Source organism: Micromonospora chersina (genome assembly GCF_900091475.1).
In the GTDB taxonomy this organism is placed as follows: domain Bacteria; phylum Actinomycetota; class Actinomycetes; order Mycobacteriales; family Micromonosporaceae; genus Micromonospora; species Micromonospora chersina.
The window spans coordinates 4,271,198-4,295,063 of record NZ_FMIB01000002.1 but is presented as its reverse complement, the minus strand read 5'-3'; the positions used below and the strand labels follow the sequence as shown (position 1 = coordinate 4,295,063).

Below are 23,866 nucleotides of genomic sequence, written 5' to 3'. Positions count from 1 at the left end.
GTTCGGGCGGTCGTTGATGTTGCGCGACGTCGATACCGTGCAGGTCGTGGCCACGGGGACGCTCATCTTCCTGATCATCGGCGGGGCCGGGGTCGGCGTGCTGACGCTCGCCCTGCTCGGGTCGGGCGTGCTCCACCTCGGCCATCCGGACGTCGACGGGCCGGTGTCGCTGGAGGCGGTCGCCGGGTTCACCGGGGCGTTCGGCTTCGGCGCCGCGATAGTCAACGAACTGCTCGGTGGGCGTACCCCCGGAATGATCGCGGCTGCGGTGGCCGGCGGCGCGTTCGCCGCCGTGCCCACCGGCTGGCTGGCGGCCCGGCTCAGCCGCGCGGCCCGGAACATGCGCACGGACGCCACGCCGACCCGGGACCACCTGGTCGGCGCGATCGGCCTGGTGGTGACCCCGGTCCCCGCCGCCGGCTACGGCGAGGTCCGGGTACGCCTCGCCGGCCAGCCGGTCAAACTCAACGCCCGCGCCGACCATCCCATCCCGGTCGGCGCCCGGATCTTCGTGGTCGAAGCGCTCAGCGAGACCAGCGTGCACGTCGAGACCTACTGATTCCCCCAGCACAGACGGGAACTCCCATGCCCCTGCTCGTCGCCATCGGCGGCGCGGTCCTCCTCGCCGTCGTCCTCGTCCTCTTCGTGCTCTCCCGGATCAAGGTGGCCGGCCCGAACGAGGCGTTCATCGTCACCGGCCGCAAGGGCCGGACCACCCAGACCGCCGACGGCGGACGCTCCACCGACATGTCCGGGCAGAAGGTCGTGCTCGGCGCGTCGGTCTTCGTGCTGCCGGTGGTGCAGAAGCTCCAGTCCCTCGACCTGTCCAGCCGGCGCATCGACGTCGGCATCAAGGGCGCCGTGAGCAAGCAGGGCATCCGCACCGACCTGCACGGCGTGGCGATCGTCAAGGTCGGCGGCACCGAGGACGCCATCCGCGCGGCCGCCCAGCGGTTCCTGCACCAGCAGGACGAGATCGAGGACTTCACCCGGGAGGTGCTGGCCGGCGCGCTGCGCTCGATCGTCGGCCGGCTCACCGTCGAGGAGGTCATCCGGGACCGGGCCGCGTTCGCGAGCGCGGTTGCCGAGGAGGCCGAGCACTCGATGACCAACCAGGGTCTGGTGCTCGACACCTTCCAGCTCCAGGACATCCTGGCCGAGGGGTCCTACCTGTCCGACCTCGGCCGGCCCGAGGCGGCCCGGGTGCTCAAGGACGCGGCCATCGCCGAGGCGCGGGCCCGGCAGCAGGCCGAGCAGGAGCGGCTGCTCGCCGAGGAGGCGATCGCCGAGGCGAACCGCAACCTGTCGCTCAAGCAGGCCGCCATCCAGGCCGAGATCGACGCGGCCAAGGCGAAGTCGGCGGCGGCCGGCCCGCTCGCCCAGGCCGAGCGCGACCAGGCGATCCTCTCCGAGCAGCAGAAGGTGGCCGAGCGCAACGCCGAGCTGAAGCAGCGCCAGCTCGACACCGAGGTGCGCAAGCCGGCCGACGCGGCCCGCTACAAGGTCGAGCAGGAGGCCGAGGCGGCCCGCAACGCGGCGGTGCTCAACGCGGACGCGCAGCGGCAGGCCACCATCGCGGCCGCCCAGGCCGCCGCCGAGCAGGCCCGGCTCACCGGTGAGGGCGAGCGGGCCCGGCGTGCCGCGCTGGCCGAGGCGAACGCCATCGAGGGCGCCAAGGAGGGTGAGGCGGAGCAGCGCCGGCGTTCCGCGATCGCGGAGGCGGTGGAGCGCGAGGGCCAGGCCGAGGCCGCGGCCATCCTGGCCAAGGGCCAGGCCGAGGCCGACGCGATGGCGCGCAAGGCCGAGGCGTTCGCCGCGTACGGCGAGGCCGCGGTGCTGGACCTGCTGGTCAAGGTGCTGCCGCAGGTGGTCGAGGCGGCCAGCGCCCCGATCGGCGCGATCGACAAGATGACGGTGATCTCCACCGACGGCGCCTCGTCGCTGACCAAGTCGGTCGCCGGCAACGTGGCACAGGGCCTCCAGCTCGGCAGCGACCTGACCGGCATCGACCTGGCCGGGCTGCTCGCCAAGCTGGGCGGCGCGGCCGGCGGCAGCGGCAACGGCCGGACCGCGGTGGACGGCAGCACCGTGGAGCACTGATCCGGGACGAAACGACGGCGCCCGCCGGATCCCCTCGTCGGGGAATTCCGGCGGGCGCTCTCGTGTGGGCGGGTCAGATGACCGCGACGACGAACTTCTCGCCGGTGCCGAGGCCCAGGGTCGGGCTGTTCCAGTCGACCGTACGGCTGGAGATGAGCTGGCTGGCGCCGGTGCTGCCGGCCGTGACCGCCTGCCCGTCGACGTACGCCCGCAGGTAGATCGAGCCGTCCGGGTTGTAGTCGAGGAAGTCGAACGTCTCCCACGTGCCGATCGAGGCGGACCGGGCGATCAGCGGCTTCGCGCCCGCGCTCTCCGCGGCCACGAACTTGCCGTTGACCAGCGCCTTGAGGCCGAAGAAGCCGTCACCGACGCTGACGATCTCGAACTTCTCCCAGGCCCCGACGGTGGCGGACCGGGCGATCAGCGGCAGGCTGCCGCCGCTCTCCGCGGTGACGAACTTCCCGTTGGCCAGCGACTTGATGCCGACGACGGGGGCCGCCGCGTCGAAGTCGAACTTCTCGGCCGTGCCGATCGCGGTCTTGCTGGCGATGAGCGGGGTGGTGGTGCTCGGCGCGGTGACGTACCGGCCGTTGACGGCCGCCTTCAGGCTGATCGTGCCGTCGGTGTTGTCGATGATCTGGAACTTCTCCCAGGCGCCGATCGCGGTGGAGCGGGCGATCAGCGGCTTCGCGCCCGCGCTCTCCGCGGTCACGAACTTGTTGTTGACCCGGGCGCGCAGCCCGACCAGGCCGCTGCCGGCGTCGACAACGTCGTACTTCTCCCACGCCCCGACGCCGGTGCCCCGGGCGATCAGCGGCTTGGTGCCCGCGGTCTCCGCGGTCACGTAACGGCCGTTGACCCGCGCCTTCAGCCCGTACGAGCCGCGGGCGGTGGGGACCGCGCCGACGTGCAGGAGGCGGTCCAGCGAGCCCATGGTGTCGTGCACCGCGCCGCCCACGCCGGTGGTCACGATGGAGTCGCGCACCTGCTGCGGGGTCCAGGCCGGGTGCGCCTCGAGCAGCAGCGCGGCGGCGCCCGCCACGTGCGGCGAGGCCATCGAGGTGCCGTTCATCGCCACCGAGCCGCTGGTCGTGCCCATGGCGGCGGAGACGATGCCGGTGCCCGGCGCGAAGGTGTCGAGGCAGCGGCCGTAGTTGGAGAACCAGGCCCGGAAGTCGACCCGGTCGGTGGCGCCCACCGTGATGGCCGCCGGCACGTTCGCCGGCGAGACGCCGCAGGCGTCCTGCATGCTGTTGCCGGCCGCGACGGCGTACGTGACGCCGGACGAGATCGAACGGTTGACCGCGTCGTTGACGGCCTGGTCGGTGCCGCCGAAGCCGAGGCTCATGTTCGCCACGGCCGGCTTGACGGCGTTCGCGGTGACCCAGTCGATGCCGGCCAGCACCTGCTCGGTGGTGCCGCCGCCCTCGCAGTCCAGCACCCGTACGGCGACGAGCTTGACGTCCTTGGCCACGCCGTACTTCGTGCCGCCGATGGTGCCGGCCACGTGCGTGCCGTGGCCGTCGCAGTCCTGCGCGACGGTGTCCTGCTCGACGGCGTCGTAGCCGTAGCTGGCCCGCCCGCCGAAGTCCTGGTGCTCGATGTCGATGCCGGTGTCGATGACGTACGCGGTCACCCCGGCGCCGGTGGCCGGGTAGGTGTAGACGCCGTCGGCCTTCGCGGTGGTCTGGTCGATCCGGTCCAGGCCCCAGGACGGCGTGCCGCTCTGGCTGCCGGTGGCCGACCAGCGCTGGACCGGCTGGACGTACGCGACGTCGGGGTCGGCCGCGAGCCTCTCCGCCTGCCGGCGGTTCATGCTGGCCGAGTAGCCGTGCAGCGCCTTGCTGAACACCCGGCGCACCGACCCGCCGTGCTCGTCGGTGAGCGCCGAGGCGCTGGCCCGCACCTCGGCGGGGGTGGCCTTGCCGTCCTTGAGGACGACGATGTAGCGGTCCGGCACCGCGTCCGCGGTGCCAGCGCCCCGGACCTCGGCCCGCGGCGGGTCGGTCGGGTCGGCCAGGGCGGGGCCGCCGGTGGCGGCGCAGAGGATCGAGGTGGCCGAGGTGAGGGCGAGCCCCACCAGCGCGGATCGGCGCAGCGCGCCGTGGCGTGTCACGAAGTGTTCTCCCCGTTCCAGGGACCGTCCGGATCGGACGGGCGGATGCGATCAGAACAGCCTCACCCTCGAAGCGGGAGGCCGGTGATGACCAACATCATGGGGGACAGATCGATCATGCGCGTCAACCGTTCGGTCGAAACGCCGGCGTATCGCCGTCAGCCGTCAGCCGACGACGCCCTGCTCCCTGGCCCAGCGCAGCAGCTCGGCCTCGGCCTCGTCCCGCTCCAGCGGGCCGCGTTCCAGCCGCAGCTCCTTGAGGTGCTGCCAGGCCCGCCCGACGACCGGGCCCGGCGGCACACCGAGCAGCTCCATGATCGCGTTGCCGTCGAGGTCGGGACGGACCCGCGCCAGGTCCTCCTCGGCGGCGATCCGGGCGATCCGCTCCTCCAGCGCGTCGTAGTCGGCGGCGAGCTGGGCCGCCTTGCGCCGGTTGCGGGTGGTGCAGTCGGAGCGGGTCAGCTTGTGCAGGCGCGACAGCAGGTCACCGGCGTCGGTGACGTAGCGGCGGACCGCCGAGTCGGTCCACTCGCCCCGGCCGTAGCCGTAGAAGCGCAGGTGCAGGCCGACCAGCTTGACCACCTGCGAGGTCACGTCCTTGGGGTAGCGCAGCGCCTTCATACGGGCCTTGGTCAGCCGGGCGCCGACCACCTCGTGGTGGTGGAAGCTGACCCGGCCGTCCGGGCCGACCGCCTTGGTGGCCGGCTTGCCGACGTCGTGCATCAGCGCGGCCATCCGCAGCACGAAGTCGCAGCCGTCCTCCTCCATCGACATGGCGTTGCTGACCACGGTCAGCGTGTGCTCGTAGACGTCCTTGTGCTGGGCGTGCTCGTCGATCTCCAGCTTCAGCCCGGTCAGCTCGGGCAGGAAGCGGTCGGCCAGCCCGGTGTCGACCAGCAGGCGCAGCCCGGTGATCGGGTCGGCGCCGCAGAGCAGCTTCGTGAACTCGTCCCGGATCCGCTCGGCGGTGATCCGGTCCAGGTCGGCGGCCATCCGGGCCATCGCCTCGCCGACGTCCGGGTGGACCGTGAAACGGAGTTGGGCGGCGAACCGCGCCGCGCGCAGCATCCGCAGGGGGTCGTCCCGGAACGACTCCTGCGGCGTGCCGGGGGTACGGATGATCTTGGCGGCCAGGTCGGCCAGGCCGCCGTACGGGTCGGTGAACCGGTGGTCGGGAAGGCTTACCGCCATCGCGTTGACGGTGAAGTCCCGGCGCTTCAGGTCGTCGACGAGGTTGGTCCCGTACTCGACGATCGGGTTCCGGCTGACCTGGTCGTACGCCTCCGCGCGGAAGGTGGTGATCTCCAGCCGGAGCCCGTCGCGCTGGCAACCGATGGTGCCGAACTCCCGCCCGGTCTCCCAGATCGACTCGGCCCAACCCCGGATGATCCGGATGGTCTCGTCCGGATGGGCGTCGGTGCAGAAGTCCAGATCGTCACCGAGGCGGCCGAGCAGGGCGTCCCGGACCGAACCGCCCACCAGGTGCAGTTCGTGACCGGCCTGAGCGAAACGCCGGCCCAGCTCGTCGGCGACGGGCGAGACGCGGAGCAGCTCGGCGACGGCGTTGCGCTGCGCGGCGGTCAGCTCGCGGCGTTCGGCGGCGTGGGAGGCGGAGACTTCGGACATGGGACCGCCAGCCTATCGGGCCGGGGCCCGATCAACTGCGCCGGGCGCGGGTATGCCACCGAGGTTGACTAAGGTCTCGGGTGTACGGGCCCGGAGGTCCGGCTGCGACGTACCCCTTGGAGGCTGGAGATGAGCGGCGGCCTGTACCGCAGCGCCAACGCGCACGGCGGCAGCCAGCCGCCGGACGACGAGGCGACATTCATCTCGGCCGAGCCGCTCAACCAGCCGGCCGTGGAGGCCACCGCGCCGCCGCAGGAGGTGGTCGCGGAGACCAGCGCCGCGGCGAACAGCGCGGTGATGGCGATCGGCAGCCTGGTCAGCCGGGGTACGGGCTTCATCCGCAACCTGATGATCGGCGCCGCCCTCGGCAACGCGGTCGGCAACGTGTACACCACGGCGCAGTTCCTGCCCAACCAGGTGTACGAGTTCCTCCTCGGCGGCGTGCTCACCAGCGTGCTGATCCCGGTGCTGGTCCGCCGCCGCAAGGTCGACCCGGACCGGGGCGAGGCGTACGCCCAGCGGCTGCTCTCCCTGGCGGTGCTCGCCCTGGCCGTGACCGCACTGCTGGCGATGGTCTCCGCCCCGGTGCTCACCGCGATCTACGCGGCCGGCAAGGACGACACGTACAAGGGCCTGGTCAACGACCTGTCCTACCTGATGCTGCCGATGCTGTTCTTCACCGGCGTGAGCGCGCTGATCGCCGCGGTACTGAACACGCGGGGGCACTTCGCCGCCCCGATGTGGGCGCCGATCCTCAACAACCTCGTGGTCATCGGCACCTTCGGGCTGTACGTCGCCCTGTACGGCGCCCGGGCGCTCCAGCCGGACCAGATGGGCGCGGGCCGGATCCTGCTGGTCGGCGGCGGCACCCTGCTCGGCGTGGCGGTGCAGACGCTGGGCCTGCTGCCGGCGCTGCGCAAGGTCGGCTTCCGGTGGAAGTGGCGGTTCGACTTCCGCGAACTCGGCCTTCGCGAGCTGGCCCGGCTCGGTGGCTGGATGTTCTGCTACGTCGGGGTCAACCAGCTCGGCCTGTTCGTGGTGGTCAACCTGCTGACCCGGGCCGCCGGGTCGAAGAACGCCGGCCTGCTGATCTACAACAACGTCTTCCTCCTGCTGATGATGGCGCACGGCATCATCGCCGTCTCGATCATCACGGCGCTGATGCCACGGATGAGCGCCGCCGCCGCCGAGGGCCGGTTCCGCGACGTCACCGCCGACCTGTCCCGGGGCACCCGGATGGTCACCGCGGTGCTCGCCCCGATCGCCGTCTGCTACGCGGTGCTCGCCGGCCCGATCTCCGTGGTGGTCTTCCGGTACGGCGCCTTCACCGGCGACAACGCGGTGGCCACCTCGACCGTGCTGCTGGTCGCGGCGCTCGGCCTGGTCCCGTTCGCGATCAGCCAGCTCTTCACCTTCGCCTTCTACGCGCTGCCGGACACCCGCACCCCGGCGCTTGTCAACATCCCGGTGGTGGCGCTGCGGGTGCTCCTCCAGGTCGGCCTCTTCCTCGCCTTCTCGGCCACCTTCGCGGCGGCCGGCATGATGCTCGGCAACGCGATCTCCTACGTGGCCGCGGCGATCATCTCGGCGATGCTGCTGCGGCCGCGGGTGGGCCGGATCGGGCTGGGCGGGATCATGCGGACCATGGGCCGGGTGGTGATCGCCGCGCTGGGCGCGGCCCTGGTCGGCCTCCTGGTGGTGAAGCTGCTCCCCGGCGATCCGGCGCACCTGAGCTGGCTGGCCGCCGCCGTCCAGCTGGTGATCGGTGGCGCGGTGATCGGCGTGACCTACCTCGGGCTGGCCATGGCGCTGCGGATCGGCGAGATCACCGAGGTGGTCGGGATGGTCCGGCGCCGGCTCGGGCGCTGACCTCGACCGGCGCCGATGACGGACGGTGAACGAGGATCACCAGCCTGGGGATACGGCTGTGGATAACCCCGGGTTCCGCCGCCCAATGGGCCTCTCGGCCTGTGGACAACCAACCGTACGGCTGAGGGTGGCCAGGCCGGAGCCGGGGAAACCCACGCCGGCTCACGGGCGGCCGCCACACCGGTCGCCCCTGCGCCGACTACTTGCCGTCAACCTCTAGATTGGGCGTGCATGTCCCGGCGACCTGGCCGGACGCGGCCGTTACCCGGCCGATGCCCGGCGTCACTGGTGTCCCGACGGCTCCGGCGGGAAGATGACATGTCGGAGAACCGGGCATCCCGGGTAAGGTCGCTCTCGACGGGCACGGCAGGTGCCGACGTGGGCGTCGACACCGGTCTGCCGGTTCCATCCAAGGCAGAGCGGGAAGCCACATGCCCAGCAGCACGGGTCCATCGATCGACACGATCACCGAGGGAGGACGGGTGACCCAGGTCGGCGAGGGTCAGGAGGCGGAGGAGACCTCTCCTCCGGTCGTGACCTTCGGTGCTCCCACGGCCGGTGAGGTCCTTGCCGAGCGGTACGAGCTGGTCGAGCACATCAACAACGACAGCGCGGGCCGGCTCGTCTGGCGCGGGGTCGACGTGATCTTGCGCCGTCCCGTCGCGGTGGTCCTCCGCTACCCGGGTGGCGACTCCGCCACCGAGATGCTCCAGGCCGCCGTCGCCGCCAGCCGGGTGATCCACCCCAACCTGGTCGGCGTCTACGACGCGATCGACGAGGACGACCGGGCCTACGTGGTCCGCGAGTGGGTGGACGGCCAGTCGCTGCGGGAACTGGTCGCCGCCGACGGTCCGCTGGACCCGGCCCGGGCCACCGCCATCGGCAGCGCGGTGGCCAGCGCCCTCGCCGCCGTCCACGCCACCGGCATGGTGCACGGCAACGTCCACCCCGGCACCGTGATGATCAGCGACGACGCCCGCGTGGTCCTGGCCGACGCCCGGACCGACGGGGCGGACAGCCAGGAGAACGACCTCCGGGCGGTCGGCGGCGTGCTCTACTTCGCCCTGACCGGGCACTGGCCGCACGGCGAGGCCCCGCTGCACGGCGCCACCGCCGGGCACGGCCGCGCCGCCCTCCCCGACGCGGTCCGCGACGCCGGCGGCGCCATCGCCGCGCCCCGCCAGGTGCGGGCCGGGGTGCCGGCGTACCTCGACGACCTCACCATGGACCTGCTCGACCCGGAGATCGCCCCGCCCTCGTCGGACGTGCTGTCGGCCGAGCTCAACCGGCTCGACATCCCCGCCGACGAGCACTTCCTGGAGCAGGCCGGTCCGCTGCGCTTCACCGCCGACACCGAGGACGAGCCCTCACCGCTGGCCGCGGCCGGCGGCCGCAAGGTCGCCCTGGGCATCGCCGGCCTGCTGGCGGTGGCCCTGGTCGGTCTGCTCATCGGGATCAGCGCCCTCGGCGGCGACGACAAGGACAAGACAAAGGAGCCGGTCTCTCAGCCGACCAGCAGCGCCCCCGCCGGCGGCGGCACCAGCGCCCCGGCCGCGCCGGTCCGAAAGCTGACCATCCAGGACGTCCGGATCATCGACCCGGAGAGCCGGGACCGCGCCGAGGTGCGGAACGCCGAGAAGGTGATCGACGGCGACCCGAACGAGGGCTGGGAGACCGCCAGCTACCGGAACAACGGCAAGTTCGGCGGCCTGAAGAAGGGCATGGGGATCTGGATCGACCTCGGTGCCCCGCGCACGGTCAAGTCGATCCAGGCCACCCTGTCGTCCACCGGCGCCTCCGCGGAGCTGCGCGCGGGCAAGAACGAGTTCCCGTCCAGCTCCTCGGGCGACAAGCAGCTGGTCGCCGCCTACACCGAGCGGATCGGGCAGCCGTTCGAGGAGCACGACGGCACCACGATGACCTTCGACGGGTTCAACCCGGAGGCGAAGTACCAGTACCTCCTCTTCTGGATCACCGAGCTGCCGGAGAAGGACAGCGGTGGCGGCTGGAAGCTCGGCGTCCAGGAAATCACGGTCCAGGGCTCGTGAGCCGCTCGCCGCACCCGGTGCACCGCCTCCGTCGGACGTGGTGATGGCGGGTCGCGGTGGGCGTACGCCCGGGCCGGCGACCGGGGACGGCCCGCCGGCCGGGGTGTCCGACCTCGACCTGCTGCGGGCGCACGTCGCCGGCGACCGCAACGCCTTCACCGAGCTGTTCCACAGGCACCGCGACCGGCTCTGGGCGGTGGCCCTGCGCACGGTGGGCGACCGCGAGGAGGCGGCCGACGCCCTCCAGGACGCCCTGCTGTCGGCGCACCGCGCCGCCGCCCGGTTCCGGGGCGACTCGGCGGTCACCACCTGGCTGCACCGGATCGTGGTCAACGCCTGCCTGGACCGGATCCGGCGGCGCCAGACGCACGCCACGGTCCCGCTGCCCGACGGGGTGCACACCGACGGGGAGCCCGGCCGGCACACCGGCGGGGTGGAGCCGGCCGCGCCGGCCCGGGACCACGACACCGCCCTGGTGGTCCGGCAGGCCCTCGCCGCGCTGCCGGCCGAGCAGCGCGCCGCGCTGGTCCTCGTGGACGTGCAGGGCTACCCGGTGGCCGAGGTGGCCCGCATGCTCGGCGTCGCCGAGGGGACGGTGAAGAGCCGGTGCGCGCGGGGGCGGGCCCGGCTGGCCGTACTCCTGGGGCACCTGCGGACCGGCTCCGACGAGCCGGCGGACGTGCCCCCGGTCACCAGCGGGAACCCGCGGCCGCCCGAGGGCGTCGGATCCACGTCGGGTTGGTCCCGGCGGGACGCCAGCCAGGAGGAGACGTGACTTCCCGGGAGTTCAGCGAGGTCGACCACGACCTGCTCGCCGACTACCTCGGCGGTGCGCTGGACGGCACCCCGGAGCAGGCCACCGTCGCCCGGCTGGTCGAGCAGGACCCGACCTGGGCCGAGGCGTACAGCGCCCTGGCCCGGGCGGTCGAGCTGGTCGACGCCGACCTGGCCGCGTGGGCCGCCGAGCCCGCCCCGGAGCTGCCGCCCACCGTGGCGGACCGGATCAACGCGGCGCTCGCCGGCGCCGGGCCGGCCCCGACCGGCGAACCGGCGTCCGACCCGGCCGAGCCGGGCCCGGCGCCGGCCGTCGTGCCGGCGCAGCCCAGCCGGAACACCCATCCGACCGGCGTGACCGACCGGCCGGGCCGGAACACCGGACCGGGGCGCCGTTCGCGGCGCTGGGCCCGGATCGCCGGTCCGGTCGTGCTGGCCGCCGCCTCGGTGACCGCTGTCGGGTTCGGGGTCAGCCACCTGGTCGACGCGGGGGCCGGCCGAGTCACCGGTGCGGCCGACAACGCGGGCAGCCGGGCCGACGACCAGGCCGCCCCGCTGGCCGCCGCGCCGTTTCGGACCACCGGGCCGGCTCGGCACAGCGGCACCGACTACACCGTTGACAGCTTCCTCGGGATGCGGACCGGGGTCACCGGACCCTCGACGCTGGAGAGCGGCAAGGCGAACTCCGCCGAGGGGCAGGACGGAGGGCGGCTCTCGGAGGCGTTCGGGCTGGAGCGGCTCGCCCGCCCCGAGGCGCTGGCCGCCTGCCTGTCGGAGATCGGCGCCGAGCACGGCGCAGCCCCGCTCACCGTCGACCTGGTCGACTACGCCCGGTTCCGGGGCAGCCCGGCGCTGGTGGTCACCTTCACGGACGCGGGCGGCGCACGGTGGGCGTGGGTGAGCGGACCCGAGTGCGGGGTTCCCGGATCCGGCGCGGACACCCGGTTCACCACGCGGGTAGGGTGAGGTCACGGTCACCCCGTCGTGTCCCGCCACGTGACGTGACCCACCGGATGACCGGCTCGGGAATCCCCGCTTCGTACGATGACGTTCTGCAAGTCAGGCGCCGGCGCCGCTGAGCCGTCGGCACTCGGGATCGACATCGGTGCGCGCCGGTGACGAACACACACATCGGGAGACGGCAGTGGACGAGGTCCGCAACCTGATCATCATCGGCTCCGGGCCGGCCGGTTACACGGCGGCGGTCTATGCCGCGCGCGCCAACCTCAATCCGCTGGTCATCGAGGGCGTGCAGTCCGGCGGCGCGCTGATGACCACCACCGAGGTGGAGAACTTCCCCGGGTTCGCGGACGGCATCCTCGGCCCCGAGCTGATGGACAACATGCGCAAGCAGGCCGAGCGGTTCGGCGCCGAGTTCCTCACGGACGACGTGACCCGGGTCGAGCTCAAGGACACCGGCGAGACCGGCTCCGACGCGGTCAGCACCGTCTGGGTCGGCGAGACCGCCTACCGGGCCAAGGCGATCATCCTCTCCACCGGCTCGGCCTGGCGCCCGCTGGGCGTGCCGGGCGAGCAGGAGTACCTGGGCCACGGCGTGTCGTCCTGCGCCACCTGTGACGGCTTCTTCTTCCGCAACCAGCACATCGTGGTGGTCGGCGGCGGCGACTCGGCGATGGAGGAGGCCAGCTTCCTCACCCGGTTCGCCGAGTCGGTGACGATCATCCACCGCCGCGACTCGTTCCGCGCCAGCAAGATCATGGCCGCCCGCGCCCTCGGCAACGAGAAGATCAAGGTCGAGTGGAACAGCGTGATCGAGGAGATCCTCGGCGAGGACGGCAAGGTCAGCGGCGTACGGGTGCGCAACGTGCACACCGGCGAGACCAAGGTGCTCGACGTCACCGGCGTCTTCGTGGCGATCGGCCACGACCCGCGCAGTGAGCTGTTCCGCGGCCAGGTGGAACTCGACGACGAGGGGTACGTGAAGGTGCAGGCGCCCAGCACCCGGACGAGCATCCCGGGTGTCTTCGCCGCCGGTGACGTGGTCGACCACACCTACCGGCAGGCGATCACGGCGGCCGGCACGGGGTGTGCCGCCGCCCTGGACGCCGAGCGCTTCATCGCCACCCTGCAAGGCTGAAAAAACGTACGAAAAGGTCCCGGAGGAGGGTTCATAGTGGGAGCAACCAAGGCGGTCACGGACGCGAGCTTCGCGAGCGACGTGCTGAAGTCCGACAAGCCGGTTCTGGTCGACTTCTGGGCGGAATGGTGCGGTCCGTGCCGCAAGGTCTCGCCGCTGCTGGAGGAGATCGCGGGCGAGATGGGCGACCAGGTCACCATCGTCAAGCTCAACATCGACGAGAACCCCGAGACGGCGCGCACCTACCGGGTGATGTCCGTGCCGACCCTGACCATCTTCAAGAACGGCGAGCCGGTGCAGTCCATCGCCGGCGCCAAGCCGAAGGGTGAGCTGGTCAAGCTCATCGAGTCGGCGCTCTGAGCCGACGTCCGACACCGCCGGAACCCCCGTCCACCCGCCCCGGGTGACGGGGGTTCCGCCTTTCCTGACCTGCCCCGAACCCGGGCCGCTCGGTGACCGGCCACGGTACGCTCCGTTAGGCGTTCGGCGGCGGGAAGCAACCCCCGTCGGGGTGCCCGGCCAGCCAGCGTCCGTGCAGAGGGGGGTCGTCGTGCGTCCCATCCGACCCGGTGACCGGGGACCCGCCGTTGCCGAGATCCGCACCGTACTCACCGGCCTGGAACTGCTCCCGGCCGGCGGCGGGGGCGACGAGTTCGACCCGGAGACCGAACGCGCGGTCCGGGCGTTCCAGCAGTCCCGCGGCCTCAGCGTGGACGGGCGGGTCGGCGCGGAGACCTGGCAGGCGCTGGACGCCGCCCGCTGGCGGTTCGGCGCGCGCACCCTCTACCACGCGGTCCCCGAGCCGCTCATCGGCGAGGACGTCCGGTCGCTCCAGGAACGGCTCCTGGAGATGGGGTACGACGTGGGCCGCGCCGACGCCATCTACGGCGTCCGCACCTCCCGCGCCGTCGCCCAGTTCCAGCGGGAGATGGGGCTGAAACCGGACGGGGCGTGCGGGCCGCACACCATCAACGCGCTCCGCCGCCTCGGCCGCAAGGTGGTCGGCGGGCGGCCGCAGTGGCTCCGCGAGTCCGACGCCATCCGACAGGCCGGGCCCACACTGGTCGGGCGGACCGTGGTGATCGACCCGGGGCACGGCGGCACCGACCCTGGCGTGGTCGTGCCCGACGGCCCGCTGCGCTGGAGCGAGGCGGACATCGTGCACGACCTGGCCAGCCGCCTGGAGGGGCGGCTCGCCGCGGCCGGCGTACGGGTGCAGCTCACCCGGGGCCCGTCCCCGCGGACCTGCCTGCCGGACGCGGACCGCGCCCAACTGGCCAACTCCCTCGGCGCCGACGTCTTCATCTCGCTGCACACCGACGGGCACGCCAACCCGGAGGCCGACGGGGTGGCCACCTACCACTACGGCACCGACAACGGCGTCACCTCGGCCACCGGGGAGCGGCTGGCCGGGCTGGTCCAGCGGGAGATCGTGGCGCGCACCGGGCTGCGGGACTGCCGCACCCACGCCAAGGCGTGGGACCTGCTGCGGCTGACCCGGATGCCGGCGGTACGCGTCGAGGTGGGCTACCTGACCTCGCCGGCCGACCGGGGCCGGCTCGTGGACCCCCGGTTCCGGGACCGGGTGGTCGAGGCCATCGTCGCCGCCGTGCAGCGGATGTACTTCCCGATCGAGCGGGACGTGCCCACCGGCTCCATCGACGTGAGCGAGCTGCGGGCGGTGGTGGCCGCCGGCACGGTGGTGGACTGAGCCCGCCGGGCCCCGTCAGCTGGTCGAGCGGGTGGCCGGAGCCGGCCGGACCGGGCGGAGCAGCGTCTCCGGGCTCATCGAGCCGAGCAGCTTCTCCAGCGCGTACTCGACGTCGGACTTCCAGCTCAGCGCGGTGCGCAACTCTAGCCGCAGCCGGGGGTAGCGCGGGTGCGGGCGGACCGTCTTGAAGCCCACCGACAGGAAGAAGTCGGCCGGTGCGAGGCAGGCCCGGGTCGGGTCGTCCCCGTCGTCGCCGAACTTCGCGTCGCCGAACGCCTCGATCGCCTTGATGCCCCGCTTGGTGAGATCCCGGGCCACCCCCTGCACCAGCATCCGGCCCAACCCACCGCCCGCGAAGGCGGGCACCACGTGGGCGGTCATGAGCAGCGCGGCGTCCGCGGAGACCGGCGAGGTGGGAAAGGCCATCGACCGCGGGACGTACGCCGGTGGGGCGTACATGACGAAACCGGCCGGCATGCCGTCGACGTACGCGAGCTTGCCGCAGGAACCCCACTCCAGGAGCGTCTGGGAGACCCAGGCCTCCTTCTCCAGGCCCGGGTCGCCGGCGGCGCACGCGCGCTCGGCGGAGACCGGGTCCAGCTCCCAGTAGACGCACTGCCGGCAGGAGCGGGGCAGGTCCTCCAGCGTGTCCAGGGTCAGACTGACCAGACGTCGCGACATGAGCACCCCACCAATGGCTCGCCAGCGGGCACCACCGCGGTCACCCGCCGCCTTCCTGCCCCCGACGAGCGATCGTACGCCCCCACCTGACGCTACGGGAGTGGACGCGCGAACGCCCACCCGTGGCGGGCAGCCGGCCGGTCCGGGATGTGGACGTACCCACATGGTGGGCCCGGTCCTGGACGGCGGCGACTACGATCGACCAACCGGCGTCCCGCGCGCCGCCATGGATGCCGGCATCGCGGGTACCACACCGGGCGGCAGCCCCGCCGACACCCGATCGAGGTGATGTCATGACCGGCACGACGCTCGACGACTACACCGACCGGTACGCCCGGCGGGTCCGGGGGATGACGGCCTCCGAGATCCGGGCACTGTTCGCGGTGGCCAGCCGGCCGGAGGTCGTCTCGCTCGCCGGTGGGGCGCCCTACATCGCGGCGCTGCCGCTCGACGCGGTCGGCGAGATGCTCGGCCGGCTCGGCGCCGAGCACGGCGCCACCACCCTCCAGTACGGCATCGGCCAGGGCACCCCGGAGCTGCGCGAGCGGATCTGCGAGGTGATGGCGCTCTCCGGGATCGACGCGTCGTGCGGCGCCTCGCCCGAGGACGTGGTGGTCACCGTCGGCGGCCAGCAGGCGCTCGACCTGGTGGCCCGCCTCTTCCTGGACCCGGGGGACGTGGTGCTCGCCGAGGGCCCGACGTACGTCGGCGCACTCGGGGTGTTCCAGGCCGCCCAGGCCCAGGTGGCGCACGTGCCGATGGACGACGAGGGGCTCATCCCGGAGGCGCTGGAGACGGCCATCGCCGACCTGGCCCGGGCCGGCCGGCGGGTCAAGTTCCTCTACACCATCCCCACCTACCAGAACCCGACCGGCGTGACGCTGAGCGAGGAGCGGCGCGAGCGGGTGCTCGACATCTGCGAGCGCGCCGGGCTGCTGGTGGTGGAGGACGACCCGTACGGCCAGCTCGGTTTCGAGGGCGAGGCGCCCGCGCCGCTGCGGGCCCGGCGCCGCGACGGTGTCTTCTACCTGAGCACCTTCTCGAAGACGTTCGCGCCCGGCCTGCGGGTCGGCTGGATCCTCGCCCCGCACGCCGTCCGCGACAAGCTGGTCATCGCCAGCGAGGCGCAGATCCTCTGCCCGAGCGGCTACGCGCAGGCCGCCGTCTCGACGTACCTCGGCACCATGCCCTGGCGGCAGCAGCTCAAGGTCTACCGGGAGGTCTACCGGGAGCGCCGCGACGCCATGCTCGACGCGCTCGCGGACCTGATGCCGGACGGCACCACCTGGACCACCCCGGCCGGCGGCCTCTTCGTCTGGGCGACCCTGCCCGACGGCCTGGACTCCAAGGCGATGATGCCGCGGGCGATCGCCGCCCGGGTCGCGTACGTGCCGGGCACCGGCTTCTACGCCGACGGGACCGGCAGCGGCAACATGCGGCTCAACTTCTCCTTCCCGCCCCCGGAGCGGATCCGGGAGGGCGTCCGCCGGCTGGCCGGCGTGATGGAGCAGGAGATCGCCATGCGCAAGGTCTTCGGGGCGGTCGGCGGCGCGGGTCCGCGGCGTCGGCAGGGCGGCTCGGACGCGCCCGGTCCCGACTTGGCATGATTCCCGCATGGCCGTCAGCCCTGCCGCACACACTCCCGTGACCGGATCCGCCGCCACCGACGAACTGCACGTGCTGGTGCTCGCCGGCGGCCTCTCCTACGAGCGGGACGTCTCGCTCCGGTCCGGCCGGCGGGTGCTCGACGCGCTGCGCGCCGTCGGCGTGGAGGCCGAACTGCGGGACGCCGACGTGGCGCTCCTGCCCGCTCTCGCCGCCGACCCGCCGGACGCCGTGGTGATCGCCCTGCACGGCGCCACGGGCGAGGACGGCTCGCTGCGCGGCGTGCTCGACCTCTGCGACGTGCCCTACGTGGGCTGTGACGCCCGCGCGTCCCGGCTCGCCTGGGACAAGCCCTCCGCCAAAACGGTGCTGCGCGAGGCCGGCATCCCCACGCCCGACTGGGTGGCGCTCCCGCACGACCGCTTCTCCGAACTCGGCGCGGTGGCCGTCCTGGACCGGATCGCCGACCGGCTCGGCCTGCCGCTGATGGTCAAGCCCGCGCAGGGCGGCTCCGGGCTGGGCGCCGCCGTGGTCCGGGACGCCGCGTCGCTGCCGGCCGCCATGGTCGGCTGTTTCGCGTACGACCAGACCGCGCTCGTGGAGCGCTACGTGCCCGGGATGGACGTGGCGGTCTCCGTGCTCGACCTGGGCGAGGGCCCGCAGGCGCTCCCGCCGGTCGAGATCGTGCCCCGCAACGGCGTCTACGACTACGCGGCCCGCTACACCGCCGGCCGCACCACCTGGCACGCGCCGGCCCGGCTCGACCCCGCGACGACCGAGCGGGTGGCCGAGGTGGCGCTCGCCGCGCACACCGCACTCGGCCTGCGCGACCTCTCCCGGGTCGACCTGATCGTCGACGCGGAGGGGCAGCCGCACGTGCTGGAGGTCAACGTCTCCCCGGGGATGACCGAGACCTCACTGCTCCCGCTCGCCGTCCAGGCGGCCGGGCTGGACTTCGGGCGGGCGCTCGGCACTCTCGTCACCCGCGCCGCCGCCCGCCGCCCCTGACGTCCGGCTGACCGCCGTCGCGGCACCGACGACCGCCACCGCTGTCCCGCCGCCGGCAACCACCCGTGCGGCCTACGTCGGCGCCTGGGTCCGCCGCGGCTCCTCGGCCTCCTCCGGCTCCTCGGGCTCCCCCGGTGTGCTCGCCTTCGCCGGATCCTCGGTCGCGGGCGCCTCCGCCACTTCGGCCTCCGGAATCTCGTCCGCTGCCTCGATCACCGAGGCGGTCTCCTCCTCCGGCTCCTCGACGGCCTCGCCGGCCGACTGCGCCGCAAGGCTCGACGGCGCCTGCCATTGGATGCGGGGAGGCTCGGCCAGCGGACGGCCACCGAACTCGGCGAGCCACGCGGCGACCATCGCCAGATTCTCCCGCCACTGCGCCTCGGAGATCGGCGGCAGGATCGAGTCCCACAGGGACAGGAACGTGCCCCGCAGTTGCAGCCGCCCGTACGGCCGCGCCAGGAACCACATGTGCAGGTGCGCCGACCCGTCACCCCAGCGGTTGACGTGCACTCGGGCCACACCGTCCAGTGAGCGGATGGCCCGCTCCAGGCGCACCGTCATCACGCCCAACTCGGCGGCGAGCAGGTTCGGCAGGTCGCCGAGGTCGAGGTGCGACCGGGACTCCAGGATCAGCACCATCGGGAGGCCGGTGGGTCGGTCCATCGCCCGGACCCGCCATCGCTCACCCACCCAGATGTACGCCTCGTCCGGCGCGTTGCAGGCGGTGCATTCCCGGTGCCCCTCGCCGCGGCGGGGAGGCTCGACCGGGACCGGCTCGTCGAGCTGCTTGACTCGTAGATCGCCCTCGAAGGGAAAGGAGGGCCACTGGGTGAAGTCCGGGACTGAGGGAGGGGTGTCCTGCACGACGCTGACCCTAACCGAGTTGGCGACGCCTGTCCCTACCTGACCGCCGGGCAGGCGAGCGTTCCTCGTCGATCCACAACGGGTTGTCCACCGCGTTGTCCACAGGGCGCTGAGATCACCACCACACGGCGTCATCCACTGCTCAGCAAGGGTTTTCGCGCGCTGTTTCACGTGAAACGGTGAGGGCCTGTGGAAAACAGCTGTGGATAACGACGGGTGGCTGTGCAGGGGGGGCGGGGTGGCTCGGTCCTTCCTTCCTAACGAGCGAGCCGGCCATCCGCACCGGCCTGCTTCTCGGCTCTCCGGCTTCTTATTGAGGCGCTCGTCGGGAGGGATCGGAACGCCGCGGTGCGGGCCGGTTTCACGTGAAACGGTTCCTCCCGGGGTGGGCTCGTGGGAGCGCCGGGTCGCCGTCAGCCGATTGTCCTTCGTCGCCTAGGAGCGGATCGACGGGACTCCAGCGGAGGCAATCCGTAGCGCTCGTCTCAGCCCTCCCGCACCGCTCCGGGGTCGTCACCGCGCCGGCCGCCGTCGGCCCGTGCGTGCCTCGCGGCGGCCTGGTTGACGGCGGTGCGGTGGCCCGGTCGACGGCGGTGACCGCAATTCCGGTGCGCTTGGCATCCCGACGAACAGCCGCGTCCCAGCCGGCCGAACCGGCTGTCTGTCGACCGATCCGCTCTCGGCCGACCCTCGGCCGGCCCACGATCGACCCCGCTCTCGACCCGGCCCTCGGCTGTCCGACCGACCTCGCTGTCCGACGGATCCGCTATCGACCGAGCCCGCTGCCGACCGAGCGCGCCACCCGACCGAGCCGCTGCCGACGGAGCCCGCCACCCGACCGAGCCCGCTGCCGACCGAGGTGGCCACCCGATCGAACCTGCCACCCGACCGAACCTGCCACCCGATGGACCCTTGCCACCGGACCGACTCGCTACCAGACCGATCTCGCTGCTTGGCCAAGCCGCTTTTCGGCGAACCCGCCGGTGGACTGGTTCGCTCCTTGACCGACCGACTCCTCACCGGCCCACTGCTCGACCGGCGACTCCTCCGGGCCGGCGCAGACCGGCGGGGCGGCCTCCGGCGCAGACATCTTCCGCAGGGCCTGACCCCACGTGGCCCGCGATGCCGGCCGGGGGACGGGCGTCTCTGACGGGCAGGGCGGTTGCGGGGAGTCGGGGCAGCCGCGTGAGGCACCCGCGGACACCCACCGGTTCGAACCGCGAGGCTTCCCGGGGAGCGGATTTTCCTAGGCTCGTCCGAGCGGGCAGCCGCCCCCTCCGGTCACGGTCCGGACCGTCCAGCCTCGGATGGTCACGTCGAGCAGAAGGACCGCTCACCGGCTGGCGGAGGCGCGGTTCCGGTGTTTCACGTGAAACAGCGAGGCGGCAGCGAGGTTTGTTGGCCAGAGGCCCACCCCGCTCCGGGGCGCCGGTACCGAGACCTCTCTTCTGTTCATGGACCGAGACGCCTCTTCTGCTCATCGAGGCCGGATCATCCGAAGGCGGCGGACCGGCCTCAATCCACCGTGCACTCGGGGAATCCCTCGGACCCGGACCGGCCGCCTTGCTTGCGACGGGAAGTCGACCGCGGACCTGCCACACCGTCTCGGCTCACGGTTCGGACTCCTTCTAGGCATGAAGCGGCGCGTGGCCTTTCGGCGCGTTGACTCGGGCCCGGCCTCATCGGGACCGCGAACGAAAGGCCGGAGCAGTGCGGTGACATGGGATGAGCCCTCGCGCCCGTCCAGAGCCCCAGAGCCGGCTCCAGATGGGAACGGACTCGCCAGACACCAAGGCTGACGACGGACGGCTTCAGAAGGTCACACAGCCCCGGGAAGAGTGGTCTGCTGAACACGAGGCGATTCCCGGAAGCTGCGGAGGAGCGACGGCGACCCGAGCGAGCGGGCGCCCGCCAGCGGACGACATCGTCATGAGCCTTCGCGGTGGGTTGCGGCCCAGGGCGAGGACGCCGAGCGCCGACTGACACCCGCGCAAGGGCCACCGCCGGCGGAGGGGACACCGCCGGCCAGGGGACACCACCGGGGCAGCAGTGCGGATCGGGGAGGTAACAGTGCCCGGCGCATTGGTCCCACCGGAGGGGCGGTCCCATGGAGGGGCGGTCCCACCAGAGAGGCGGTCCCACCGGACAGGCGGTCCCACCGGACAGGCGGTCCCACCGGACAGGCGGTCCCACCCGAGAGGCGGTCCCACCGGACAGGCGGTCCCACCCGAGAGGCGGTCCCACCGAACAGGCGGTCCCACCGGAGGCGGCGCCATCAGAAGGACGACGCCATCAGAGAACGGACGGCCACCGGAGAAACGGCGCCACCAGAGAGACCGCGGTGTCGCCCTGGCGAGAGCCTCATCGAGCCGGCGCGCCGCCGGGCAAACGGCGCCACCGGGGCAGGACCCCCGCCTGGCGGCAGAACGGGGAAGGCCGCCACGGGGCCGTCGACACCGGCCTGGCCGATGAGCGGCCAACCCCCCAGCGACCGGGAAGGCGGGCCACCCCATGACCAGCAGTGAGAAGCGGCCGGAACGACCGGTGCGGGGATTCCTCGTGGAACCGAGTCCAGCGCCCCGCCACCGTTTCACGTGAAACACACCGCGCGCCAGCACTCTTAGCGGCATCGGGCCGCGCGACCATGCAGCCCGCGCGACAACCCATCAGCACCACCAGGTAGGTCCAGACACAGCACTCGTTCGGCCCGGCACCGCGACGGGGGAGCAAGCCGGGAGGACTCCCGCCCGGCCCCTGCCGTCCGCTCGCGCCCCGGGCCTCCAAACCGGGCCTCAACAGTCCGAGCCCCGGCACCATCTGGGAGAGGTCCGGCCACGAGATCCGCAGCGGCCGGCGAGCCCCTCAAAACGGCTCGGCCGCGTCGCCCCCGCAGGGACCACGCGGCCGAGACCGACAGGAAGGAGTCACTCCCCAGGCTGCTCCTCCTGGCCCACGCCGATGATCCCGACGATCCGCTCGAGGTCGTCGACCGTCGCGAACTCGATCGTGATCTTCCCCTTGCTCCGGCCGATGTCGACCTTCACCCGGGTGTCGAAGCGGTCGGAGAGCCGGTCGGCGAGGTCCGTCAGCGCGGGCGCGTGCGCCTTGGGTCGGCGCTTCGCGGCCGGGGTCTTCGCCGGGCCGTCGGCGAGTGCCAGCGCGACGAGTTCCTCGGTGGCGCGTACGGAGATGCCCTCGGCGACGATGCGCTTGGCGAGCTGCTCCTGCGCGTCGGCGTCGTCGAGGCTCAATAGGGCACGGGCGTGGCCGGCGGACAGCACCCCTGCGGCGACCCGCCGCTGCACCTGGGCGGGCAGGTTCATCAGCCGGATGGTGTTGGAGATCTGCGGCCGGCTCCGGCCGATCCGGCGGGCAAGCTCCTCGTGTGTGGCGCCGAACTCCTCCAGCAGTTGCTGGTACGCGGCCGCCTCTTCCAGGGGGTTGAGGTTGGCCCGGTGGATGTTCTCCAGCAGCGCGTCCCGGAGCATCGCGTCGTCCTTGGTGTCCCGGACGATGGCGGGGATGTTCTCCCGGCCGACCGCCTGGGCCGCACGCCAGCGCCGCTCGCCCATGACGAGTTCGTACTTCTCGCTGTCGAGCTGGCGGACCACGATCGGCTGGAGGAAACCCACCTCCTGGATCGAGGTCTTCAGCTCCTCCAGCGCCTCCTCGTCGAAGACGTGCCGGGGCTGCTTCGGGTTCGGCACGATGCTGTCGACCGGGATCTCGGCGAAGCGGGCACCCGGGACGGGGCTCAGTTGCGGCTCCGGCTCCGCGGGCGGGGCACCCGAGGTGGTCACCTCACCGGCGCCGAGGGCTCCGGTCGTGACTGCCGCCGCACCGCTGGCGGGGGCTACCGGGACGGCTGTCGCCGTACCGTTCTCGGTCTCGGCGGCTGCCGGGGTGCTGCCCGGCACGGGTCCGGTGGGGATGAGGGCACCGAGCCCCCGGCCCAGTCCGCCGCGAGGACGGTTCTTCATGCGACGCCTCCCAGCGACTTCTCCGCACTACGCATTCCGGCTCACCGGCTCCATGACGCCTCGCTCGGCGATTTCCTGGGCGGCCTCGAAGTAGCTCGTGGCCCCCCGCGAACCGGGATCGTAGGTCATCACGGACTGCCCGTAGCTGGGTGCCTCGGAGACTCGTACGTTCCGGGGGATCACGGCTTGGAGCACCTTGTCCCCGAAGTGGTTCCGGACGTCCTGTTCCACGGCGTCGGCCAACCGGGTACGCCGGTCGTACATGGTGAGCAGGATGGTGGAGACCTCGAGCTTCGGGTTGAGGTGCTGCCGGACCAGGTTGATGTTCTGGATCAACTGGTTGAGGCCCTCCAGCGCGTAGTACTCGCACTGGATGGGGATCAGCACCTCCTGCGCGGCGACCAGCGCGTTGACGGTCAGCAGGCCGAGCGACGGCGGGCAGTCGATGAAGACGTAGTCGAAGTGCCCCGGGTACGCGGCGATGGCCCGGGCCAGCCGGGACTCCCGGGCGACCACCGAGACCAGTTCGATCTCCGCGCCCGCCAGGTCGATGGTGGCCGGTACGCACCACAGGTTCGGGATGCCCTCGACGGCCTGCGCCACCTCCTCCAGCGGCACGCTGTCGATGAGGCAGTCGTAGACGTCCGGCACCCCGGTGTGGTGCGGCACGTTGAGCCCCGTGGAGGCGTTGCCCTGCGGGTCGAGGTCGACCACCAGCACCCGGTTGCCGTGCAGGGCGAGCGCCACCGCCAGGTTCACCGTGGTCGTGGTCTTGCCCACGCCGCCCTTCTGGTTGGCGACGCACATCACCCGGGTCCGTTCGGGGCGGGGCATGGTGACCTCACCACTGGGATTCAGGATCTGCACGGCGCGCATAGCCTCCATAGCCAACGGTGGGTCATCCTCTTCGCGCGTCGGGGTTTCACGTGAAACGTACGTGCTCGCGGTGGGTTCGTCGTCGTAGCCGGCGGCCGGTGGCGTGTCGGCAGGGGCAGCCACACCCGCGGCCACGTCCGGCGCGGCTTCCGGGGTGGGCTGCTGCGGCACGGCTACCACCGGAGGCTGCGGTTCGTAGCGCGCGGGAACCGCCGCGTTCCCGCGCGCGGCGGCGGGACGAGGGGTGGGCGCGTTCGCCGGTCCGCCGTTCGGGTCGTGCGGGTCCCGGGCGAGCGGCACGTTCGCCGGTACGGAGGAGACCGGTCGCACGGCACCCGTCGACGGCGCCTCCCGGCGCACCACCGGATCGCAGTCCGGGGGACGCGTGGACGGGTCGTCGGGCTCGCCGCTCGCCGGCCAGCCCTGGTAGGTGGTTTCACGTGAAACGGGGCCGGTGGCGGAGGGCTGCCCTCCAGGCCCGGTCACCCGTCGATCGTCGTACCTGCCGTC

Annotated in this window: 17 protein-coding genes; 11 read left to right on the top strand and 6 right to left on the bottom strand. The window is 72.7% G+C overall.

From position 1 onward, the window contains the following. Nucleotides 1-16: 16 nt before the first annotated feature. Nucleotides 17-559, top strand: a complete 543-nt coding sequence (locus GA0070603_RS19965; protein WP_091316323.1) for an NfeD C-terminal domain-containing protein — start codon at nucleotides 17-19, stop codon at nucleotides 557-559. A gap of 26 nt (nucleotides 560-585) precedes the next feature. Beyond that, on the top strand, nucleotides 586-2,100 hold the full coding sequence (locus tag GA0070603_RS19960; RefSeq protein ID WP_091316320.1) for a flotillin family protein: 1,515 nt from the start codon (nucleotides 586-588) through the stop codon (nucleotides 2,098-2,100). A 73-nt stretch (nucleotides 2,101-2,173) separates the two neighbouring features. Here GA0070603_RS19960 and GA0070603_RS32390 read toward each other — a convergent pair whose 3' ends face one another. Then, nucleotides 2,174-4,216: a S8 family serine peptidase gene (locus tag GA0070603_RS32390; protein ID WP_091316319.1), complete on the bottom strand. Its 2,043-nt coding sequence runs from the start codon at nucleotides 4,214-4,216 to the stop codon at nucleotides 2,174-2,176. A 165-nt stretch (nucleotides 4,217-4,381) separates the two neighbouring features. Then, nucleotides 4,382-5,842 (bottom strand): CCA tRNA nucleotidyltransferase, encoded by a 1,461-nt coding sequence (locus GA0070603_RS19950; RefSeq protein WP_091316316.1) that lies wholly within the window; start codon nucleotides 5,840-5,842, stop codon nucleotides 4,382-4,384. Nucleotides 5,843-5,971: 129 nt separating this feature from the next. Between GA0070603_RS19950 and murJ the strand changes: the two genes are divergently transcribed. The 7 genes from murJ to GA0070603_RS19915 all read left to right on the top strand — a co-directional run bounded on the left by murJ (nucleotide 5,972) and on the right by GA0070603_RS19915 (nucleotide 14,342). Continuing rightward, nucleotides 5,972-7,711 carry a murein biosynthesis integral membrane protein MurJ gene (gene murJ, locus GA0070603_RS19945; RefSeq protein ID WP_091316313.1) on the top strand — a complete coding sequence of 580 codons (1,740 nt, stop codon included), beginning with the start codon at nucleotides 5,972-5,974 and terminating at the stop codon, nucleotides 7,709-7,711. Between the two features lie 431 nt (nucleotides 7,712-8,142). Then, the gene (locus tag GA0070603_RS19940; RefSeq protein WP_091316310.1) at nucleotides 8,143-9,759 is read left to right on the top strand and encodes a protein kinase family protein; all 1,617 of its coding nucleotides are present in this window, start codon (nucleotides 8,143-8,145) and stop codon (nucleotides 9,757-9,759) included. A gap of 43 nt (nucleotides 9,760-9,802) precedes the next feature. After that, nucleotides 9,803-10,534 carry an RNA polymerase sigma factor SigM gene (gene sigM, locus GA0070603_RS19935; protein WP_091316307.1) on the top strand — a complete coding sequence of 244 codons (732 nt, stop codon included), beginning with the start codon at nucleotides 9,803-9,805 and terminating at the stop codon, nucleotides 10,532-10,534. Further along, nucleotides 10,531-11,499 carry an RsmA family anti-sigma factor gene (locus tag GA0070603_RS19930; RefSeq protein ID WP_091316304.1) on the top strand — a complete coding sequence of 323 codons (969 nt, stop codon included), beginning with the start codon at nucleotides 10,531-10,533 and terminating at the stop codon, nucleotides 11,497-11,499. Before sigM ends, GA0070603_RS19930 begins: the two co-directional genes overlap by 4 nt. Nucleotides 11,500-11,677: 178 nt before the next feature. Next, nucleotides 11,678-12,631, top strand: a complete 954-nt coding sequence (trxB, locus tag GA0070603_RS19925; protein ID WP_091316301.1) for a thioredoxin-disulfide reductase — start codon at nucleotides 11,678-11,680, stop codon at nucleotides 12,629-12,631. Between the two features lie 36 nt (nucleotides 12,632-12,667). Further along, a complete protein-coding gene (trxA, locus tag GA0070603_RS19920) occupies nucleotides 12,668-12,991 on the top strand; it encodes a thioredoxin (RefSeq protein WP_073836974.1) in 324 nt (107 codons plus the stop codon). A gap of 190 nt (nucleotides 12,992-13,181) precedes the next feature. Then, nucleotides 13,182-14,342 (top strand): N-acetylmuramoyl-L-alanine amidase, encoded by a 1,161-nt coding sequence (locus GA0070603_RS19915; RefSeq protein ID WP_091316298.1) that lies wholly within the window; start codon nucleotides 13,182-13,184, stop codon nucleotides 14,340-14,342. Between the two features lie 15 nt (nucleotides 14,343-14,357). Here GA0070603_RS19915 and GA0070603_RS19910 read toward each other — a convergent pair whose 3' ends face one another. Continuing rightward, nucleotides 14,358-15,023: a GNAT family N-acetyltransferase gene (locus tag GA0070603_RS19910; RefSeq protein WP_091316295.1), complete on the bottom strand. Its 666-nt coding sequence runs from the start codon at nucleotides 15,021-15,023 to the stop codon at nucleotides 14,358-14,360. 293 nt (nucleotides 15,024-15,316) lie between these two features. On the opposite strand from GA0070603_RS19910, the gene GA0070603_RS19905 reads away from it, so the two are divergent. Both GA0070603_RS19905 and GA0070603_RS19900 read left to right on the top strand, forming a co-directional pair. Next, entirely contained in the window at nucleotides 15,317-16,630 is a 1,314-nt protein-coding gene (locus GA0070603_RS19905) for an aminotransferase-like domain-containing protein (RefSeq protein ID WP_091316292.1), read from the top strand. Nucleotides 16,631-16,637: 7 nt separating this feature from the next. After that, a complete protein-coding gene (locus GA0070603_RS19900) occupies nucleotides 16,638-17,636 on the top strand; it encodes a D-alanine--D-alanine ligase family protein (protein ID WP_091316290.1) in 999 nt (332 codons plus the stop codon). Between the two features lie 72 nt (nucleotides 17,637-17,708). On the opposite strand, the gene GA0070603_RS19895 is transcribed toward GA0070603_RS19900, so the two are convergent. The 3 genes from GA0070603_RS19895 to GA0070603_RS31550 form a co-directional block, all read right to left on the bottom strand. Beyond that, the gene (locus GA0070603_RS19895; protein ID WP_091316288.1) at nucleotides 17,709-18,500 is read right to left on the bottom strand and encodes a hypothetical protein; all 792 of its coding nucleotides are present in this window, start codon (nucleotides 18,498-18,500) and stop codon (nucleotides 17,709-17,711) included. 2,924 nt (nucleotides 18,501-21,424) lie between these two features. After that, a complete protein-coding gene (locus GA0070603_RS19890) occupies nucleotides 21,425-22,480 on the bottom strand; it encodes a ParB/RepB/Spo0J family partition protein (RefSeq protein WP_091316286.1) in 1,056 nt (351 codons plus the stop codon). Nucleotides 22,481-22,507: 27 nt separating this feature from the next. Continuing rightward, nucleotides 22,508-23,479 carry a ParA family protein gene (locus tag GA0070603_RS31550; protein WP_244282734.1) on the bottom strand — a complete coding sequence of 324 codons (972 nt, stop codon included), beginning with the start codon at nucleotides 23,477-23,479 and terminating at the stop codon, nucleotides 22,508-22,510. Nucleotides 23,480-23,866: the final 387 nt, after the last annotated feature.

Bases quoted from the DNA above. Each gene is read 5' to 3' on its own strand.
- GA0070603_RS19965 (WP_091316323.1), top strand. From the start codon at position 17: ATGTTGCGCGACGTCGATACCGTGCAGGTCGTGGCCACGGGGACGCTC.
- GA0070603_RS19960 (WP_091316320.1), top strand. From the start codon at position 586: ATGCCCCTGCTCGTCGCCATCGGCGGCGCGGTCCTCCTCGCCGTCGTC.
- GA0070603_RS19950 (WP_091316316.1), bottom strand. From the start codon at position 5,842: ATGTCCGAAGTCTCCGCCTCCCACGCCGCCGAACGCCGCGAGCTGACC.
- murJ (WP_091316313.1), top strand. From the start codon at position 5,972: ATGAGCGGCGGCCTGTACCGCAGCGCCAACGCGCACGGCGGCAGCCAG.
- GA0070603_RS19940 (WP_091316310.1), top strand. From the start codon at position 8,143: ATGCCCAGCAGCACGGGTCCATCGATCGACACGATCACCGAGGGAGGA.
- sigM (WP_091316307.1), top strand. From the start codon at position 9,803: ATGGCGGGTCGCGGTGGGCGTACGCCCGGGCCGGCGACCGGGGACGGC.
- GA0070603_RS19910 (WP_091316295.1), bottom strand. From the start codon at position 15,023: ATGTCGCGACGTCTGGTCAGTCTGACCCTGGACACGCTGGAGGACCTG.
- GA0070603_RS19905 (WP_091316292.1), top strand. From the start codon at position 15,317: ATGACCGGCACGACGCTCGACGACTACACCGACCGGTACGCCCGGCGG.
- GA0070603_RS19900 (WP_091316290.1), top strand. From the start codon at position 16,638: ATGGCCGTCAGCCCTGCCGCACACACTCCCGTGACCGGATCCGCCGCC.
- GA0070603_RS19890 (WP_091316286.1), bottom strand. From the start codon at position 22,480: ATGAAGAACCGTCCTCGCGGCGGACTGGGCCGGGGGCTCGGTGCCCTC.